This window comes from Enterovibrio coralii (assembly GCF_001559595.1).
Classification (GTDB): domain Bacteria; phylum Pseudomonadota; class Gammaproteobacteria; order Enterobacterales; family Vibrionaceae; genus Enterovibrio; species Enterovibrio coralii.
The window spans coordinates 154840-173298 of sequence record NZ_LNTY01000017.1 but is presented as its reverse complement, the minus strand read 5'-3'; the positions used below and the strand labels follow the sequence as shown (position 1 = coordinate 173298).

The window sequence follows — 18459 nt, the reverse complement described above, 5'->3', positions numbered from 1 at the left end:
AGGTCGGTGAGACGTGCACCGCGCACTTTCACACGCGGGAGTAACGTTTCTCCAAACGCTTCTCAGCCTGACTAATGGCATATTCCACCTGATTCGGTGCCACGCCACCCAGCGCACAACGCTTCTCAAGGCACGACTCAATCGTCAGGATGGGGTACACGTCTTCATCAATCACCGAAGAGAATTGCTTCATCTCTTCCAGCGACATCTCTTCCAGCGCGCAGCCTTTTTCTATCGCGGCCACAACCGCCACACCGACGATGTGGTGGGCTTCACGGAAAGGAATGCCTTTGGCAACCAGATAATCCGCCAGCTCAGTCGCGTTCGAGTAGCCTTGCATTGCCGCTTCCAGCGTACGCTCTTTGTTGATTTTGATGCCGTCGAAACAAAGCGCAGCCATCTCGATACAGTCAAACCAAGTATCCAGCGCGTCAAACAGACCTTCTTTGTCTTCCTGCATGTCCTTGTTGTAGGCAAGCGGAAGGGCTTTTACCGTCATCATCATCGCAGACATGGCACCGTAGACACGGCCAGTCTTACCACGAATTAGTTCTAGCGCATCGGGATTTTTCTTCTGCGGCATGAGAGAAGAACCCGAAGTCACGGTATCTGCCAGCTCAACAAAACCGGACTCACCGGAGTTGTAGAAAATCAGATCTTCGGCCATACGAGAAAGGTGAAGCATGGACACGGATGCAACAGACATCAGCTCCATCACATGGTCACGGTCAGACACCGAATCCAAGCTGTTACGGGTTGCGCGGCGGAAACCCAAGCTGTGCGCCAAGGCTTCACGGTCAATCGGGTACGCGGTTCCCGCCAAGGCACCTGAGCCCAACGGGCAGGTATCAAGGCGATTTAATGCATCGCTCAAGCGTGAGTAATCACGCTCAAACATTTCTACATAAGCCAGACACCAGTGCGCAAAGGTCACTGGCTGTGCGCGTTGCAGGTGGGTGTATCCTGGCAGCACCGTGGTTTGGTTTTCTGCCGCCACCTGCACCATCTGGTTTTGCAGCTTGTCGAGTGCAAGTAGAAGTTGTTGGCCTTGCTGACGACACCAGAGCTTGAGGTCCGTCGCGACCTGATCGTTACGCGAACGGCCTGTGTGCAGCTTTTTACCCAAATCGCCGACTTTGGCGATCAGTTGCTGCTCCACCCAGCTATGAATGTCTTCGGCATCGGAGCGCAGGATCTGCTCTGGATCTTCCATCACAGCCAGCTTGATTTCGTTGAGCGCAAGCTCCAAACGTTGTTGCTCTTGCTCACTCAGCACACCGACAGAACGCAGGGCCTTCGACCATGCAATTGAACCGACGATGTCCTGCTCCGCGAGGCGATAGTCAAAACGCAGCGAATCATTGAACTGCTTAAAACGTGTATCAGCTGCCTGACTAAACCTTCCGCCCCATAACGCCATATGTACTTCTCCTTAAAACTCTATTGCTTCCAAGCTGCTGTCTATTTTTGTTTTTTCTCGTTCAGCGCACGAATACGGCTCGACAGCGAGTAGAGGCGGATGAAGCCACCAGCATGGCTGTGGTCATACACGTCATCTTCACCGAAGGTAGCAAACTCTTCTGAGTACAGGCTGTTGAGCGAGCGCTTCTGCACTACTGTAGCGTGTCCTTTGTACAGTTTCACTACCACTTCACCGGTAACGGCTTCTGCGATTGTGTCCGCAGCCGCAAGAATCGATTTACACAGTGGTGTGAACCAACGGCCATCATAGATAAGGTGCGATGCTTTCAGGCCCAGTTCTTCACGGAACTCAAAGCAATCTTTGTCCAGCACCAACTGCTCAACGCCGCGCAGTGCTTCCATCATGATGGTGCCCCCTGGAGTTTCGTAACAGCCACGAGACTTCATACCCACCAGACGGTTTTCAACGATATCGATACGGCCAACACCGTGACGCGCGCCTTTTTCATTCAGCGTGGTCAATACTTGGTATGGCGTCATGCGCTCGCCGTCAACGGCAACCACTTCCCCTTTTTCTACAAGCAGAGAAACGGTTTCTGATTGATCCGGTGCTTGCTCTGGGTCAACAGTCCATACCCAGCAAAGTTCGTTCGGTGCATTCCACGTGTCTTCCAGTACGCCGCCTTCGGTTGAGATGTGCCATGCATTTGCATCACGGCTGTAGATTTTCTCAAGGCTTGCCGTACATGGGATGTTGCGCTCTGCCAGATAGTCCAGCAGGGCTTCACGTGAACGCAGGTCCCACTCACGCCAAGGTGCAATCACTTTCAGTTGTGGTGCCAGTGCTGCGAATGCGCTTTCGAAACGGATTTGGTCGTTACCTTTACCGGTACAGCCGTGACACAGTGCGTCTGCGCCGACTTCCAGTGCACACTCCACTTGTGCTTTTGCGATGATTGGACGCGCCATTGACGTACCCAACAGGTATTTGCCTTCGTACACGGCACCGGTTTTCAGGCTTGGGTAGATGTAATCAGCAACCAGCTCGTCTTTCAGATCAGCGATGTAACACGCTGATGCACCTGATGCGATCGCTTTTTCCTCGATGCCCACCAGCTCTTCTTCGCCCTGACCCACATCTGCCACAAACGCCACAACTTCACAGTCATAGTTTTCTTTCAGCCATGGAATGATCGCCGACGTATCCAGACCGCCAGAGTATGCAAGTACTACCTTTTTGATATCGCTCATGTCACTTCTCCTTGTTAAACCGCTCTGACGGTCAGTACAGGCGGTAAACGACTAAAAATTCGGTTTAAACGGTAAAACGTGTGCCAATGTTGCTGCCGCCGAAAAGCTCTGCCAGCTTTTCCGGGTAGCGCCACGTTGCCACTTCAATCGGTCTTCCTAGGGCTTTCGCCGCATCAAACGCCGCACGCACTTTGACAATCATGCCGTCAGTGATCACGCCGCTTTCAATCAATTCGTTGGCCAGTTTCTCATCCAGCGTTGGCATCAACTTGCCTTTGCCGTTTAGCACGCCGCTGACATCAGACAGCAGCACCAGCTCCGCATCCAGCGCGGCAGCCACTGCGACCGCGGCTTGGTCTGCATTCACGTTCATCAACTCACCGTCACCATCGATACCGATAGAGCTGATGATTGGCACTGCGCCTGTTGCCAAAATGGCTTGCAGTACCGAAGAGTTGCCCGGCGACGCTTTGCCCACATTGCCAAGCTCAGGGTCGAGTTGTTCAATCTGGCAAAGGCCGCCGTCAGCAAGGCTTAGGCCGATGGCATTGATACCGCTTTTAATGGCTTCACCTTGTAGCAGCTTGTTCGCTGTACCTGCCAGCGCACCCGCCACCACGTTGATTTGGTCTTTCGGCGTAACACGCAGACCCTGCTTTTTCTCTACTTTCAGGTTCAGCGCTTTCATCAGGTCGTCCACCAAGTAGCCGCCGCCGTGAACAATCACCAGATCGCGATGCGCAGACTCTTTGTATTGGCTGATGGTGCTGAAAAGCTTTTCCAGTGTTTCTGTGCAAGAAAGGGCTGCACCACCCAGCTTGACGACTAAAGGACGTAGACTCATGAACGCACTCCTACACAATCGCAGTTAATACAGGGAAACCGAAACGAATATTCACACACTGCATGGCTTGGCTCGCCGCGCCTTTCAGCAGGTTGTCGATAGCTGACGTCAGAATGATGTGCTGACCTTTCACGGCCCAGCCAATGTCGCAAAAGCCCGTGTTTTGCACAGATTGCAACTTGGCACTTTGGCCTGCGCCCAGTGGACGAACAAAAGGTTTGTCAGCATAGGCGGTGGTTAACGCCTCTGTGATTTGCTCAACGCTTACGCCATCTGCCAACTTGGCAGTGATGGTGGCGAGAATGCCGCGTTTGAAGTTGCCAAGGTGTGGGGTAAAAATCACATCACAGCCAAGGTGCGCAGCGATCTCTGGTTGGTGACGGTGGGTAAACACACCATAGGCATGAAGGCTGACTTCGCAAAAGCTATTGATCATAGACGCTTTGCGACCAGCACCTGATACACCGCTCACGGCGTTAATAACAGGCCACTGGTTTAAATCCAAAAGACCAGCATCGACAAGGGGTTTTAGTGCCAATTGAGAAGCCGTTGGATAGCATCCAGGAACGGCGACCAAGTCTGCTTGAGCAATAGCGGCATCATTCCATTCAGCAAGGCCGTAAACGGCTTTTTCTAACCACTCGCCGTATTGATGGGCAAAGCCGTAGTAGTGGGTGTAGAAGCTGTCAGACTGAACACGGAATGCACCCGACAAGTCGAAGACCTTACAGCCCTCTGCGAGAAACGTGGGTGCGATGTTGTGGCTGACTTCGTGGGCGGTTGCCAGCAGCACAATGTCTGCGCCTTTTGCCACAGCTGCGACGTCTTTGAGTGGTTGAAGCGGCAAATCCACCAACCCTTTCAATGTGCCGTGGAGATCGCTGATTGGCGTCAGAGCATCTGCACTGTTTTCAGACACATACAAGCCGCTCAGTTCAAGCTCTGGATGGAGGTGGACCATTTTGGTCAGCTCGGCACCGGTGTAGCCACTGGCCCCGACAATCACTGTCTTTAGCATGAAAAATCCGTTTTCTATTCGATGATGAATGGTAATGCATCCAGCTTGCTCAGCTGCGGGAGGGGCACGAAAGACCCAACGTTAGTCTTAACGTCGGCGTCGTCGCTGAAGAAGGGGTGTTGAAAACTTGTCCATCTTGATATCGTACCTGCTCTCTGCTTCCATGAGCTATTTTTAATTGTTTATTCATTTTTAATGAATTTATATGTGCTTTTTAACGTTATAAATGACTAATGTCAACATCAAAGGCAAAATAAACAGAGGTGACTCTGACACCTCGAAAAAAGTGCATGACTAACAGGTCTTATTGTAATTTTGTTACATCCCGCGCCACACTAGAGCTGCCAAGGGATGCGAGCGAAATTCAAAAACTATATCGTTAAGGATGATTGACCTAAGGGGCTGTAATTGGCTATGTTGAGCCGTTAAGATTGCAATTTGGATGTAACAAAGTTACGAAACGGACGCCATATGAATGACAAGTACGACGCTCTAAAGAGCAATGTCAGTATGCTGGGTCACCTGCTGGGCAACACGATTAAGGATGCTCATGGTGAAGAGTTACTGGCGAAAGTAGAAGAGATCCGTAAGCTCTCTAAATCTGCTTCTGCAGGCAACCAAGACGATCACGCCAAGCTGATCGATGTCCTGCAAAACCTGCCTAACGACCAGATGTTGCCTGTTGCGCGCGCATTCAGTCAGTTTTTGAACCTGACCAATATCGCCGAGCAATACCACTCTGTTTCTCGTCACTGCGAAGAATTCGTCTGCAACCCAGACTCTATCGATGATTTGTTCACCCGCCTGAAAGGCAACGATGTGTCCCCGGCTGACACTGACAAAGCGGTAGACGATCTGAAAATTGAGCTGGTGTTGACCGCGCACCCTACTGAGATTGCGCGTCGTACGACCATTCATAAACTTGTTCAAATCAACAAATGCTTGTCCAAGCTTGAGCTGAGCGACCTGTCTCACAGCGAGCGCGCGAAAGCAGAGCTGCGCCTAGAGCAGCTGATTGCACAGGCATGGCACTCTGACGTTATCCGTCAGCAACGCCCTAGCCCGCTTGATGAAGCGAAATGGGGTTATGCCGTTATCGAAAACAGCCTGTGGCAAGCCGTACCAGAATTCCTGCGCCAGTTTGACCAGAAGCTGAAAAACCACTTGGGTCGCGGCCTGGCGATCGAAGCGTCACCGATTCAGATCTCAAGCTGGATGGGCGGTGACCGCGACGGTAACCCATTCGTGACCTCAGAAGTCACCCGTGAAGTGCTGCTGCTGTCTCGCTGGAAAGCGGCTGACCTTTACTTGGGCGACCTGCAAGAGCTGATCAGCGAACTGTCAATGACACGCTGTAATGACATGGTCCGCGCCCTTGCTGGTGACGAGCACGAACCGTACCGTGCCATCTTGAAGTCACTGCGCAAAACCTTGAACAACACGCTGGATTACCTGGATGCGAAAATCAAAGGCCAGCGCGCTGACAACAAAGACATTCTGACCCATGCAGACCAACTGTGGACACCGCTGCACGCGTGTTACCAGTCTCTGCATGAGTGCGGTATGGGCATCATCGCTGATGGCCTGCTGCTTGATACGCTGCGCCGTATCCGCACCTTTGGTGTGAACCTGATTAAGCTGGATATCCGCCAAGAAAGCACCCGCCATGCGAACGTGCTATCTGAAGTGACCCGCACGCTGGGCATGGGCGATTACAGCCAATGGAGCGAACAAGACAAACAAGCGTTCCTGATCCGTGAGCTGAGCTCAAAACGCCCACTGTTGCCACGCGATTGGGAACCGTCGGATGAAGTTCAGGAAGTGCTGGATACCTGCCGCATCGTTGCTCAGCAGCCACGCGAAGCACTGGGTGCTTACGTTATTTCCATGGCACGCACCGCCTCTGACGTACTGGCGGTTCACCTGCTGCTGAAAGAAGCAGGCTGCCCATTCCGTATGGATGTGTGTCCGCTATTCGAAACCCTTGATGACCTCAACAACGCTGAGTCGGTTATCCGTCAGCTTCTGAACATCGACTGGTACCGTGGCTTCATTCAAAACTTCCAGATGGTCATGATTGGCTACTCTGACTCAGCAAAAGATGCCGGTGTGATGGCGGCGGGTTGGGCACAGTACCAAGCGATGGAATCTCTGGTCACGCTTTGTGAAGAACAAGGTGTGGATCTGGTGCTGTTCCATGGTCGTGGAGGTTCTATCGGTCGTGGTGGTGCGCCTGCGCACGCTGCGCTGCTGTCTCAGCCACCTCGTAGCCTGAAAGGCGGCCTGCGTGTGACCGAGCAAGGCGAAATGATCCGCTTTAAGCTGGGTCTGCCAGATGTGGCTATTCACAGCCTGAACTTGTACGCGAGCGCGATTTTGGAAGCGAACCTGCTACCACCGCCAGAGCCAAAACAAGAATGGCGCGACCTGATGGCGTCACTCAGCGAAGTGTCTTGTGAAGCCTACCGCGACATCGTGCGTGGCAATAAAGACTTCGTTCCCTACTTCCGCTCTGCCACGCCTGAGCTGGAATTGGGCAAACTGCCGCTAGGTCTCGTCCTTCTAAGCGTAACCCGAACGGCGGCGTAGAAAGCTTGCGTGCCATTCCATGGATTTTCGCATGGAGCCAGAACCGTCTGCTGCTGCCAGCTTGGTTGGGTGCAGGTCAGGCGATCCAGTTCTCTATCGACCACGGTCACCTCAAACAACTGGAAGAAATGTGTCGCGAGTGGCCTTTCTTCTCAACCCGTCTGGGTATGTTAGAGATGGTTTACACCAAGACCAACGCGTCAATCTCGAAATACTACGACGAGCAGTTGGTGGCAGAAGAGTTATGGCCACTAGGTGAGCAGCTACGCTCTCGTTTAGCACAGGATATCAAAGCCGTGCTGATGGTTGAGAACAGCGATCACCTGATGGAGCAAAACCCTTGGGGTGCCGAGCTATTCGCCTGCGTAACATCTATGTTGAGCCTCTCAACATGCTTCAAGCCGAGCTACTACAACGTACTCGCGCGACCGAAGAAGAGCACACACCGCTCGACGATGCACTCATGGTGACTATCGCAGGTATTGCAGCAGGCATGCGCAACACCGGGTAAGTGAGAAATCGGTTCAAAAATAAGAAAGGCTGCCATGTTGCAGCCTTTTTTGTTCGTTTAATGCTTTTTCGTTTGTTGTTGCATTGATAATGTTATTAATATGTTGTTCTGCAACAGCAAGCTGGCAACGCCATTTTACTGCGCAGACAGCATCAAACATAACTAACCGCTTTGTTTTCCCATCGCGTTGACCTTTTGCACCAGGGTATTCGGTGCGCGTTGGCATGGTCATCGTTGATAGGAAAGTGTGTCGATCCTCCCTAGCAATGGGAATAAAAAACTCGCCAAAGAGCGACATCCCCGGGCAACGGATCGCCTTTTACGATTTTGGATAGAAGAGATGTCACTACCACATGTAATTCTGACGGTGCTTAGTCACCGCGACGCGACGGGTTACGATATAACCAAAGAGTTTTCCAACGCTATCGGACACTTTTGGAAAGCCAGTCACCAGCAAGTCTATCGAGAACTGAATAAGCTCGCTGATCAGGGTGCTGTCAGTTGTCGACTCGAACCGCAAGATGGGAAGCCTGATCGTAAGGTTTACTCCATTACTGAAATCGGTAGGCAAAGCTCTATGAGTGGTTCTTGCTTCCGGCTAAACACCCCACCGAACGCGATGAGATTTCTGCAAAACTTCTCACCTGCAGCATTTTCGATGCCGCACCTATGATTGAGCACATGCATGCCCTGATGGACGAGGCACGCATTGAACTCAGCCAGTTCCGTGATTTGGAGCGAGGCCAGTACAGCGAAACCGCTATCCTGACCCGCGAAGGTCGTCTTGAGCGCCTGACACTGCGCCGCAATATTCTGAATAAAGAAGCCTGGTTAACCTGGGCAGAAGAAGTCTTGATGCAACTGAACATGATGGAAAGCGAAGACAGCATTCCTCGCGTCGCCGCATCACGCTAAGCACCACAATGCAAAAAGCCGTCATCATGACGGCTTTTTTTATCTTTGCTAACGGCTGGCTTTACAGCGTAGGGCGAATCCCCAAGGTATGACACAGCGCGTAGGTAAGTTCTGCGCGGTTCAGTGTGTAGAAGTGAAAGTCCTTCACGCCTTCGCGGCTAAGTACGCGCACCATATCGATCGCATTGCTCGCACCAACCATCTGGCGTGTCACTGGGTCATCTTCCAGGCCGTCGTATTGCTTGTTCATCCAGTGAGGGATGCGCACGTTGGTCATCTTGGCAAACTTAGAGGCTTGCTTAAAATTCGATACAGGCAAAATACCCGGAATGATTTCAACATCTATGCCTGCCGCCACGCAGCGGTCACGAAAACGCAGGTAGCTTTCCACATCAAAAAAGAACTGGGTAATGGCACGGTTTGCGCCCGCGTCCACCTTGCGTTTTAGGTTGATGAGATCCGCCTGCGCGCTTTTCGCTTCTGGGTGCACTTCAGGGTAAGCCGCAACGGAAATATCAAAGTCCGCCTCGCCCTTCAAAAGCTCGACCAAATCGGAGGCGTACATGTCGGGCTTTTGGCTTTTCTCCGGCAGATCGCCACGCAGCGCAACGATATGACGAATTCCACTTTCCCAGTAGTCACGGGCAATGGTTTTCAGCTCATCGCGGCTCGCATCGATACACGTTAGGTGCGGCGCGGCTTCAATGCCCGTTTCCTGCTTGATGCTTTTCACGATGGAGTGTGTACGGTCGCGCTCGCCTGAATTCGCACCGTAAGTCACGGACACAAACTTTGGCTGCAACGTTTTCAGGCGTTGAACCGAAGCCCACAGCGTTTGTTCCATCGACTCGGTGCTCGGCGGGAAGAATTCGAATGACACATTGATGTCGCCATTCAAATCAGAAAGGTTTTGATTGAGTGCGTCCAAGTGGCTCGCGTGTGAGTAACCCATAATGTCTCCCTACCCGGCATCCTCGCCGAAAAATCCTTTTCCTTGACGACACGTCTAGCCGTCTATATGTCCAAATAATGAATTGCGGACAATTTAAAGTCAACGCTGTTAACTTGAATTTTCTTCATGATCGGCATGTAACTTCTTCACATACCGCGCTTTGCATACAAAAAAACGGAGCATCAGGCTCCGCTTTTCTTCACTCGATTTGGCTTATTTCAGCAAAGACGCAATACGATTCAAATCTGACAGTAAGGCTCCTGCGGTGACATCACGGCCCGCACCCGGCCCACGAATCACCAACGGGTTCTCACGGTACCATTGGCTTTCAATCGCGAAGATGTTGTCACACGGCAACAGGTTCGCCAGTGGATGCTCTTCTTGCAGCACTTCAATACCGACACGCGCTTTGCCTTCACGGGTCAGACGCGCCACGTAGCGAAGCACACCGTGCTCTTTGTGCGCCCGTTCCAGCCACTCGGCCAGCACGTCATCCAGCTTGGCACTTTGGTCAAGGAAGGCGTCCAGCGACAGCGAGGCCAGCGCTTCCGGTACCAGTGATTGCACTTGCACTTGCTCAGGCTCCAGTGCCAGACCTGATTCACGCGCCAAGATCACCAGCTTTCGCATCACATCAGCACCGCTGAGGTCTTCGCGAGGATCCGGTTCGGTCAGGCCTTGTTGCCAGGCTTGCTCTAGTAGCTCGCTAAATGGCACATCGCCATTAAACTGCTGGAACAGCCAAGACAAAGTGCCAGAGAAAATGCCCGACAGCGCAATGATCTGATCGCCACTTTCGCGAAGGTCACGCACCGTGTGATTAATAGGTAGTCCTGCTCCTACCGTCGCGTTATACAGCCAAAAGCGCCCCGTCTTTGCAAACGCGTCCTGCACTTGATGGTAAAGCTCCGCGCTCGCGGACCCCGCGACCTTGTTGGCAGAGATGAGGTGGAAACCATGCTCGGCCAGTTCGGTGTATTGCTGCGCCAGCGGTGTACTTGCGGTGACGTCCAACACCACAATGTCATCAAATGGGTGGTTGAGTAGGTTGCTGATCCACTCTGACTCTTTGTATGGCGTGGCTTTCTCGGCAAACTTTTCCATCACAGACGCGGCGTCAATGCCGTTGAAATCTACCCACTGATCGTCACTGTCTTGGACAGAGATCAGCTCGAAATTCATGCCGTGACGTTTTTCCAGTGCCGCTTTTTGCTCGCTGAACAGAGACAACCAGCGGCTGCCGATGTTGCCTTTACCCAGCAGGACTAAGCCGATGCGTCGTTGAGCCTGAAACAGTTGGCGGTGAATATCAGCAACCAAAGAAGAGGTGTTGGCTTTACGAAGCAAGGCAGCGATGCTGAGCCCATTAGACGACTCACAGATAAACTCCATCGGCTGACCGCGAAGCTGCTGATAAAAGCCGTGGCAATGCACAGGGTTAGCCGTCACGCCTGCACCGACTGCGGCAACCATGCTAAACCCTTCACGAAGACGGATTTCCGCTGGGATACCGGCGTTTTGCAGTTGCTCCAGCACGCTGTTGACCACTTCTGCAGTGTAAGCCAGCTGAATGCGGTACTGATCGGCACTGGACGACGCAGCCAATGGCTGAATTTGTTTTTTGCTCAGCAAGCTTTCAACGTCGCGCTTAGCGGCAACAAAGTCGTGTGCACGCGGCACATCCAGTTGCAGCACGCACACATCATTCAAAGATGTAATGATTTTTGCCCCGCGGCCTGAGGCCAAGACGCGTTCGATGCGGGTTGAGCCCGATTCTGGGTCGTAGCTGCAACGCAGGTTCAAGTCGATATTGCTTTGCGCGACTGGTTGCAAGGTGCGGGTGTGCAGTACAGGTGCGGCAAGGCGTGCCAGCTCAGCAGCTTCATCGAGGCGCAGCAGAGGCAACAGGCAGCTATCTGTCACAACACGTGGGTCGGCACTGTATACGCCCGCGACATCACTCCAAATGTCACGCGTGACACGTCGGCCAATGCGCCAATGAGCGTTGCTGAGTAGTCAGAGCCGTTTCGGCCCAGCAGGACGGTCTCGCCTTCTTTGTTTTGTGCCATGAAGCCCGTGATCACCACACGACGCTGCGTGTGCTGGATCAATTGCTCTTTCAGCAACGGCCATGAGCTTGCGCGATCCACTTCAGGTTGCGCGCCACGCTCTGCACGAAGAAACGAACGGGAGTCCAGTTTCACCGCAGGCAAATTTTGTTGTGTCAGGAGAGAAGACAGCAAACGCGCCGACCAGACTTCACCGAAGCCTTGTACCCAAGCGCGCTGTGCATCAGAAAGCGGTAAGGACTCTGCGGCCTTCGCCATCTCACTGAAATCGTTGTACAGCAGGTCGACCAAATCTTGTTTCTGGTCGCCTTCAATCAGGTTCTCAATCAGATCCTGCTGGTATTTACGCAGGCTCTGCAGGCTTTCGTGGGCAAGACGCCCATCCTGACTAAGCAGAGACAGCCATTCGATCAGTCTGTTGGTGGTTTTACCTGCCGCAGACACCACAATGATGTCCGTTGCACCACTGTATTGTTCTAGGATTTTCGCGACACGGCGAAAACAATCTGGGTCGGCAAGGCTACTGCCACCGAACTTGTGTAACTGACGGGAATGCAACTGCTGAGGGGATACTACTTCAACCGCGCTCATTGCTGGCTCTCTCTTACTTTATCAAATGCATATTTTAGGTCTGCGACCAGATCAGTATGATCCTCCAGACCAATAGACAAACGCAATAGCGTTGCGGCAATACCCGCTTCCGCTTGTGCTTCGTCCGACATGGCGCGATGGGTCATCGAGCCTGGATGCGTCACGAGACTTTCCACGCCACCCAGCGATTCGGCCAAAGAGAATAGCTTAAGTGAGCCGAGGAAAAGTTTCAGCTCTTCTTCGTTGCCTTTAAGCTCAAAGCTCAACATTCCACCGAAACCTGATTGTTGTTTCTTCGCAATGTCATGGCCTGGGTGATCTGGCAGTGCCGGATGGTAAATAACCTTCACCAAAGCCTCAGTTTTCAGGTATTCAAGCACAGCCGCGCTGTTCTCTTCGTGCTGGCGCATTCTTGCACTCAAGGTACGCAAACCACGCAGCGTCATGTAGCTGTCAAACGCATTACCTGTTGCGCCGATGCAGTTGCCCCACCACTTTAGCTCATCTGCCAGCTCAGCGTCTTTTGCGACCACAACGCCACCAACGGTATCTGAGTGACCATTGATAAACTTAGTGGTCGAATGCACAACGAAATCTGCGCCAAGCGTCAGTGGCTGCTGTAGGACGGGAGACAAGAAGGTATTGTCTACGCCAACCTTTGCGCCAACGGCGTGTGCCTTCTTGCTGATTTCTGCAATATCTACCACGCGAAGCAGCGGGTTAGACGGGGTTTCAATCCATACCAGCTTTGGCTTTTTCTCAAGTGCCACATCCAGCGCATTGCTGTCCGTTTGGTCGACAAATTCAACCTTGAACGCCCCTTTCTTGGCACGTGAATCAAACAGACGGTATGTTCCGCCGTAGCAATCGTGCGGTGCGACGATAAGATCATCAGGAGAAAGCAAAGAAAGAAGAAGGTTGATGCTGACATGCCACAGTTGGTCACCACGGCACCCGCGCCGTGCTCTAGCTCAGAGAGTGCAGATTCCAACAAACTACGGGTTGGGTTACCGCCACGCGCATAGTCGTAAGTCGGCACTTCACCAAATTCTGGAAACTCGTAATTTGTTGATAGATAAATAGGTGGAACCACGGCATGATGTTGTGAGTCGGTGGTGATACCTGTACGTACTGCGATGGTTGCTGACTTCTTGTCACTCATTGCGTGCTTCCCTGTCTTAGATGTTCGTATTTCGAGCAGAATATACCCAACCTTAACCATTAAATAACGAGACGTCAATCCTTCTAGACGTCTATATGTCTTTACATATAGCGGTCGATATCGCTAGAATTTGTGGTTCATCCAACTTGGGCGCGTTGTTTCACGCCTTGACAGCAACTTGTATAGATAAACTGCTAAGAAGGTGACCAATGGCAGACTGGAATGGCGAATACATTAACCCGTACGCAGAGCACGGTAAAAAGAAAGAGCAGGTAAAGAAAATCACCGTTTCTATCCCGCTGAAAGTGCTTAAGATCCTGACCGATGAGCGTACACGCCGTCAGGTTAATAATCTACGCCACGCCACCAACAGTGAACTGCTGTGTGAAGCGTTTCTGCACGCATACACAGGTCAGCCACTGCCAACGGATGATGATATTCGCAAGGACAAAGCTGATAGCGTGCCTGTAGAAGCCAAGCGCATTATGAAAGAACTCGGCATTGAGTTTAACGAAGAAGAATATTGATTTCGTCAGCGCAAAGACAATAAACACAAAAAAACCAGCCAATTGGCTGGTTTTTTTCTTTCTACGCCTGACAAAAAGACTTATTTGTCTTCCATGTAGTTTTCAGGCATTTCAATGCGCGCAACGCCAGACTCAACCGCCGCAACCGCAACCGCTTTCGCCACGCGAGGCAGCAGACGTGGGTCCATTGGTTTTGGAATGATGTATTCTTTACCGAAAGTCAGTGCGTCAACGCGTGCCGCTTTCAACACTTCTGCGGGTACTGGCTCTTTTGCCAGAGAGCGAATCGCGTCTACTGCCGCCAGTTTCATCTCGTCATTGATGCGACTTGCACGTACGTCCAACGCACCGCGGAAGATGAATGGGAAACACAGCACGTTGTTTACTTGGTTCGGGTAATCTGAACGGCCGGTGCCCATGATCAGATCGTCACGCACTTCGTGTGCCAGTTCAGGTTTGATTTCTGGGTCTGGGTTTGAACATGCAAATACGATTGGGTTATCCGCCATCAGCTTCAGAGCTTCAGGTGGCAGCAGATCAGGGCCTGACACACCCAAGAAGATGTCCGCACCTTCAATCACGTCTTCCAGCGTGCGTTTGTCGGTATTGTTCGCAAACAGTTGCTTGTATTCGTTGATATCGTCACGGCGCGTGTGAATCACGCCTTTGCGGTCCAGCATGTAAATTTTCTCACGCTGTGCGCCACATTTGATCAGCAGTTCCATACATGCCACCGCCGCAGCACCTGCGCCCAGACATACAATCACCGCTTCGTTGATGTTCTTGCCTTGCAGCTCAAGTGCGTTCAGCATGCCCGCAGCGGTGACGATAGCCGTACCGTGTTGGTCATCGTGGAAAACAGGAACGTGGCAACGCTCAATCAGCTGCTTTTCAATCTCGAAACAATCTGGTGCCTTGATGTCTTCTAGGTTGATACCACCAAAGGTGTCAGAGATGTTCGCAACGGTATCAACAAACTCTTCAATGGTGCGGTGTTTCACTTCGATATCGATAGAGTCTAGACCCGCAAAGCGTTTGAACAGCAGTGCTTTACCTTCCATCACTGGCTTAGAGGCCAGCGGGCCAAGGTTACCCAGACCTAGGATTGCAGTGCCGTTTGAGATAACCGCGACCATGTTGCCTTTTGCTGTGTATTTGTAGACGTTATCAGCATCTTGAGCGATCTCACGGACGGGCTCAGCCACGCCTGGGCTGTAAGCCAGAGCAAGATCTTCAACGGTATCAGCGGGTTTAGTAAGTTCTACAGAGATTTTGCCTGGTACTGGGTAAGCATGATAGTCCAGTGCTTGTTGGCGTTTGTCTTCAGACATGTAGTTTTCCTGACTGTATTTGTTATTGGCGATGTAACCTTGCTGTAGGCCTGACGCGCAAGCAAAAAGGGCGAACAGCAGTAAAAAGAAATGCCAACACGAGCATTTCACAACCGCAAAACGCCTGACTGCATCTCAGTAATGCGCAGCTAATCCTTTAAGTTTAGCTGACTTAAATCACGGTAAGTGTACACACTGACTATGACGCTAAAAGGTCAAACATAGGCGGGAATAACGAGATGTTAACGCAGTGACGTTCGTTGAACCAGCCATTCACTTGGATAATACCAATTAGTATAAAAAATCGAGTGAATATGACGCTGAGTAATAAAAACGGCTCAAAGCGAAAGGAGACATTGGGGAATGTCAGAGAGTCAGTGTCGATAACTTCTTACGTCGATTGGTATAACTGCCATAATCTACCTATACTCAAAGACGTAAAAGGTCTTACAAGCTGTAACGGCATAAAAAAAGGGGTGCGTAAGCACCCCTTTTTTTCGGATTCTGGCAAGAATTACTTGCTAGACAGCATGCCGAAACGCTTGTTGAAGCGGTCAACACGGCCACCGGTGTCAACAACACGTTGAGTGCCAGTGTAGAATGGGTGACACTTGTCACATACGTCCAGGTTGATGTCTTTACCCAGAGTAGTACGGAATTCAAAAGTGTTGCCGCAAGAACATTTCGCAGTTACTGCAGCGTATTCTGGATGGATACCAGCTTTCATAGGGATAACCTCTAATAAAGGCCGTGTCGCTCTCCCGAGCCTATCGGGCACCACACGTCGTTAACAAACATTTGTAAGGCGCGAAATTCTAATCAAGGTGACCGACGATCGCAACTTTTTTGTTCAATTCATTTCCAGCATGACGTTTGCGCTAGTCTATCTACCGGTAAGCAAAGAAATTTCTCAATGCCTTAAGAGAATTTGGGTTGTGCGCTTTTCGCCTCTCTGTCTCCTAGGTACACTGTCGCCAACACACCTTAACCAGATTGTACGCACTGCATGACCCCGACCATTGCGCAGGTTGCCCTGCCCGTTCCATTACATAAAACCTTCGACTATCGCATCGCCAATGAGATGCCAGTCGTGGGCGGTCGCGTGCGTGTGCCATTTGGTAAGCAGTATAAAGTCGGCATTGTCACCGCATTGACTGATACCTCTGAGTTCCCGCTTGAGCAAATCAAACCCATCAATGCGGTCTTGGACACGGCCCCTCTTTGGCGTCCCTCCTTATATAAGGTATTAAACTGGGCGAGCCGCTATTACCAGTATCCGCTGGGCGATGCGCTTGCAACAGTCATGCCGGGACACCTTAGAAAAGGCAAACCTGCGATTCGCGAGCATGAAAAGCAGTGGTCCTTAACAGAAGCGGGTCGAGACCAACCTCTGACGGGTCTCACGCGCGCGCCCAAACAGGCACGCGTTCTTCAATTACTTCGCGCGGGCGCAATGAACCACAGCGATGTGTTAGAGCAAGAGGTCACGGCCCCCACACTGAAAACGCTGGAAGAAAAAGGCTGGATATCGGCAAGCACTGACAAGCCAACCGACCCTTGGCAGCGTCGCTATGAGGTGATTGAAGACAAACCCACTCTCAACCACGAGCAAGCCATGGCGGTGGCAACCATCAACGCCAACCCAGAATTTGGCTGCTACTTGATTGAGGGGGTAACGGGCTCGGGCAAAACCGAGGTGTATCTAAACCTGTTAGAGCCTGTGCTAAAGCGCGGGCAACAAGCCCTTATTCTGGTGCCCGAGATTGGCCTGACGCCTCAAACCATCAACCGTTTTAAACGCCGCTTTAATGTACCGGTAGAAGTACTGCACTCAGGGCTTAATGACACCGAGCGTCTTAACGCTTGGCTGGCTGCGCGAGACAATGACGCTGCGATCATCATCGGGACGCGTTCTGCCCTCTTCTCTCCGTGCAAATCGCTCGGCATTATCATCGTCGATGAAGAGCACGATGCGTCATATAAGCAGCAAGACTCGTTTCGCTATCACGCACGCGATCTGGCGGTCATGCGCGGGCACGAAGAAAACATTCCGGTGATTTTGGGCTCAGCCACACCGTCGTTGGAAAGTTTGCACAATGCCACAACCGGCAAATATCACCACCTCACGCTCACCAAGCGTGCGGGGAATGCGGTGAAAGCCAAACACGGCGTACTGGATATTCGCGGTCTCTACCTAGAAGCAGGTCTTTCCGCGCCGCTGATTGCCGAGATGCGAAAGCACCTCAATGATGGCAATCAGGTGATGCTGTTTTTGAACCGTCGCGGCTACGCGCCAGCCTTGATGTGTCACGAATGTGGATGGCTGGCCGAATGCAAACGCTGTGATGCGTATTACACCCTGCATCAGCAAAGTGGCGAGCTGCGCTGTCACCACTGCGGCTCACAGCGTCCTATCCCGCATCAATGCGGCAGCTGTGGTTCAACGCAGCTTATCAGTGTTGGCGTGGGTACAGAGCAGTTGGAATCCCAACTGACAACCTTGTTCCCAGAATACAAAACCATTCGGATCGACAGGGACAACACTCGCCGTAAAGGGGCGTTGGAAAACTACCTCAACGCCATTCACAACAAGGAATACCAAATTCTGATTGGTACCCAAATGTTGGCGAAAGGTCACCATTTTCCGGATGTTACCCTCGTGGCCTTGGTGGATGTCGACAGTGCCCTGTTCAGCAATGACTTCCGTGCACCGGAGCGATTAGCACAACTTTTTGTACAGGTTGCGGGACGGGCAGGACGCGCCAGCAAACCAGGTTACGTCTTGTTGCAAACGCACCACCCTGAGCATGCCCTGCTGCAATCTTTGACGCATCAAGGTTACGACAGCTTTGCCCGCGCCGCGCTTCAAGAGCGCAAACAGGCGCAACTGCCGCCTTACAGCTTCTTCGCACTGATCCGCGCCGAAGGGCACCAAAGTGAGATGGTCGAGCAGTTCCTTTATCAAGCGCGCACAGTGCTGGACGCAAGCCCGATTGAAAATGATGAGTGTGCGGTAATGGGGCCGGCACCGGCGCCTTTACACCGCCGTTCTGGGCGTTATCGTTGGCAACTTATTTTCCAAGCACCGAACCGTCGAATATTGCAACAGCGCTTGTCAATTGCCCTTCCGGCGATTCGACAATTGCCTTTGTCTAAGAAAGTGCGCTGGTCGCTCGATATCGAACCTCAGGACATGAGCTGAACAAATTTCATTCAACTAAACCGATCGACATCACGGTATTCTTGAAATAACTGTTAACATGACCATGTTTAATAC

Annotated in this window: 9 protein-coding genes and 5 pseudogenes; 4 read left to right on the top strand and 10 right to left on the bottom strand. The window is 51.9% G+C overall.

Annotated features, from left to right (window positions below; translation table 11 throughout):
• From argH to argC, 4 genes and pseudogenes are all read right to left on the bottom strand, one after another.
• Positions 1-1420, bottom strand: a pseudogene (argH, locus tag ATN88_RS05965) (argininosuccinate lyase); the annotation flags it as partial.
• A gap of 41 nt (positions 1421-1461) precedes the next feature.
• Positions 1462-2673: an argininosuccinate synthase gene (locus ATN88_RS05960; RefSeq protein ID WP_067412803.1), complete on the bottom strand. Its 1212-nt coding sequence runs from the start codon at positions 2671-2673 to the stop codon at positions 1462-1464.
• A gap of 64 nt (positions 2674-2737) precedes the next feature.
• A complete protein-coding gene (argB, locus tag ATN88_RS05955) occupies positions 2738-3517 on the bottom strand; it encodes an acetylglutamate kinase (protein ID WP_067412800.1) in 780 nt (259 codons plus the stop codon).
• A 10-nt stretch (positions 3518-3527) separates the two neighbouring features.
• Positions 3528-4535, bottom strand: coding sequence for an N-acetyl-gamma-glutamyl-phosphate reductase (gene argC / locus ATN88_RS05950; RefSeq protein WP_067412795.1), 1008 nt, complete (start codon positions 4533-4535; stop codon positions 3528-3530).
• Positions 4536-5006: 471 nt separating this feature from the next.
• Here argC and ppc point away from each other — a divergent pair.
• A pseudogene (ppc, locus tag ATN88_RS05945) lies at positions 5007-7635 on the top strand (phosphoenolpyruvate carboxylase).
• Between the two features lie 13 nt (positions 7636-7648).
• On the opposite strand, the gene ATN88_RS05940 reads toward ppc, so the two are convergent.
• A complete protein-coding gene (locus tag ATN88_RS05940) occupies positions 7649-7861 on the bottom strand; it encodes a hypothetical protein (RefSeq protein WP_157490662.1) in 213 nt (70 codons plus the stop codon).
• A 114-nt stretch (positions 7862-7975) separates the two neighbouring features.
• On the opposite strand from ATN88_RS05940, the pseudogene ATN88_RS05935 reads away from it, so the two are divergent.
• A pseudogene (locus ATN88_RS05935) lies at positions 7976-8550 on the top strand (PadR family transcriptional regulator).
• Between the two features lie 61 nt (positions 8551-8611).
• Here ATN88_RS05935 and metF read toward each other — a convergent pair.
• The 3 genes and pseudogenes from metF to ATN88_RS05920 all read right to left on the bottom strand — a co-directional run bounded on the left by metF (position 8612) and on the right by ATN88_RS05920 (position 13324).
• Entirely contained in the window at positions 8612-9502 is an 891-nt protein-coding gene (gene metF / locus ATN88_RS05930) for a methylenetetrahydrofolate reductase (RefSeq protein ID WP_067412789.1), read from the bottom strand.
• A 213-nt stretch (positions 9503-9715) separates the two neighbouring features.
• Positions 9716-12162: pseudogene (locus ATN88_RS05925) on the bottom strand (bifunctional aspartate kinase/homoserine dehydrogenase II).
• A pseudogene (locus tag ATN88_RS05920) lies at positions 12159-13324 on the bottom strand (O-succinylhomoserine (thiol)-lyase). Before ATN88_RS05920 ends, ATN88_RS05925 begins: the two co-directional pseudogenes overlap by 4 nt.
• 209 nt (positions 13325-13533) lie before the next feature.
• Between ATN88_RS05920 and metJ the strand changes: the two are divergent.
• A complete protein-coding gene (gene metJ, locus ATN88_RS05915; protein ID WP_067412787.1) occupies positions 13534-13851 on the top strand; it encodes a met regulon transcriptional regulator MetJ in 318 nt (105 codons plus the stop codon).
• Between the two features lie 80 nt (positions 13852-13931).
• On the opposite strand, the gene ATN88_RS05910 is transcribed toward metJ, so the two are convergent.
• Complete coding sequence (locus ATN88_RS05910; RefSeq protein WP_067412783.1) at positions 13932-15182, bottom strand: malic enzyme-like NAD(P)-binding protein; 1251 nt, start codon at positions 15180-15182, stop codon at positions 13932-13934.
• Positions 15183-15696: 514 nt separating this feature from the next.
• Positions 15697-15909 carry a 50S ribosomal protein L31 gene (rpmE, locus tag ATN88_RS05905; RefSeq protein ID WP_067412779.1) on the bottom strand — a complete coding sequence of 71 codons (213 nt, stop codon included), beginning with the start codon at positions 15907-15909 and terminating at the stop codon, positions 15697-15699.
• 279 nt (positions 15910-16188) lie between these two features.
• Here rpmE and priA point away from each other — a divergent pair, with 279 nt between their 5' ends.
• Positions 16189-18384 carry a primosomal protein N' gene (gene priA, locus ATN88_RS05900; RefSeq protein ID WP_067412776.1) on the top strand — a complete coding sequence of 732 codons (2196 nt, stop codon included), beginning with the start codon at positions 16189-16191 and terminating at the stop codon, positions 18382-18384.
• The last annotated feature ends 75 nt before the right edge of the window (positions 18385-18459 follow it).

What these genes read in the sequence shown, in the direction of transcription:
- ATN88_RS05940 (WP_157490662.1), bottom strand. Translation starts at nt 7,861, where the DNA reads ATGCCAACGCGCACCGAATACCCTGGTGCAAAAGGTCAACGCGATGGG.
- rpmE (WP_067412779.1), bottom strand. Translation starts at nt 15,909, where the DNA reads ATGAAAGCTGGTATCCATCCAGAATACGCTGCAGTAACTGCGAAATGT.
- ATN88_RS05910 (WP_067412783.1), bottom strand. Translation starts at nt 15,182, where the DNA reads ATGTCTGAAGACAAACGCCAACAAGCACTGGACTATCATGCTTACCCA.
- metF (WP_067412789.1), bottom strand. Translation starts at nt 9,502, where the DNA reads ATGGGTTACTCACACGCGAGCCACTTGGACGCACTCAATCAAAACCTT.
- argC (WP_067412795.1), bottom strand. Translation starts at nt 4,535, where the DNA reads ATGCTAAAGACAGTGATTGTCGGGGCCAGTGGCTACACCGGTGCCGAG.
- priA (WP_067412776.1), top strand. Translation starts at nt 16,189, where the DNA reads ATGACCCCGACCATTGCGCAGGTTGCCCTGCCCGTTCCATTACATAAA.
- ATN88_RS05960 (WP_067412803.1), bottom strand. Translation starts at nt 2,673, where the DNA reads ATGAGCGATATCAAAAAGGTAGTACTTGCATACTCTGGCGGTCTGGAT.
- argB (WP_067412800.1), bottom strand. Translation starts at nt 3,517, where the DNA reads ATGAGTCTACGTCCTTTAGTCGTCAAGCTGGGTGGTGCAGCCCTTTCT.
- metJ (WP_067412787.1), top strand. Translation starts at nt 13,534, where the DNA reads ATGGCAGACTGGAATGGCGAATACATTAACCCGTACGCAGAGCACGGT.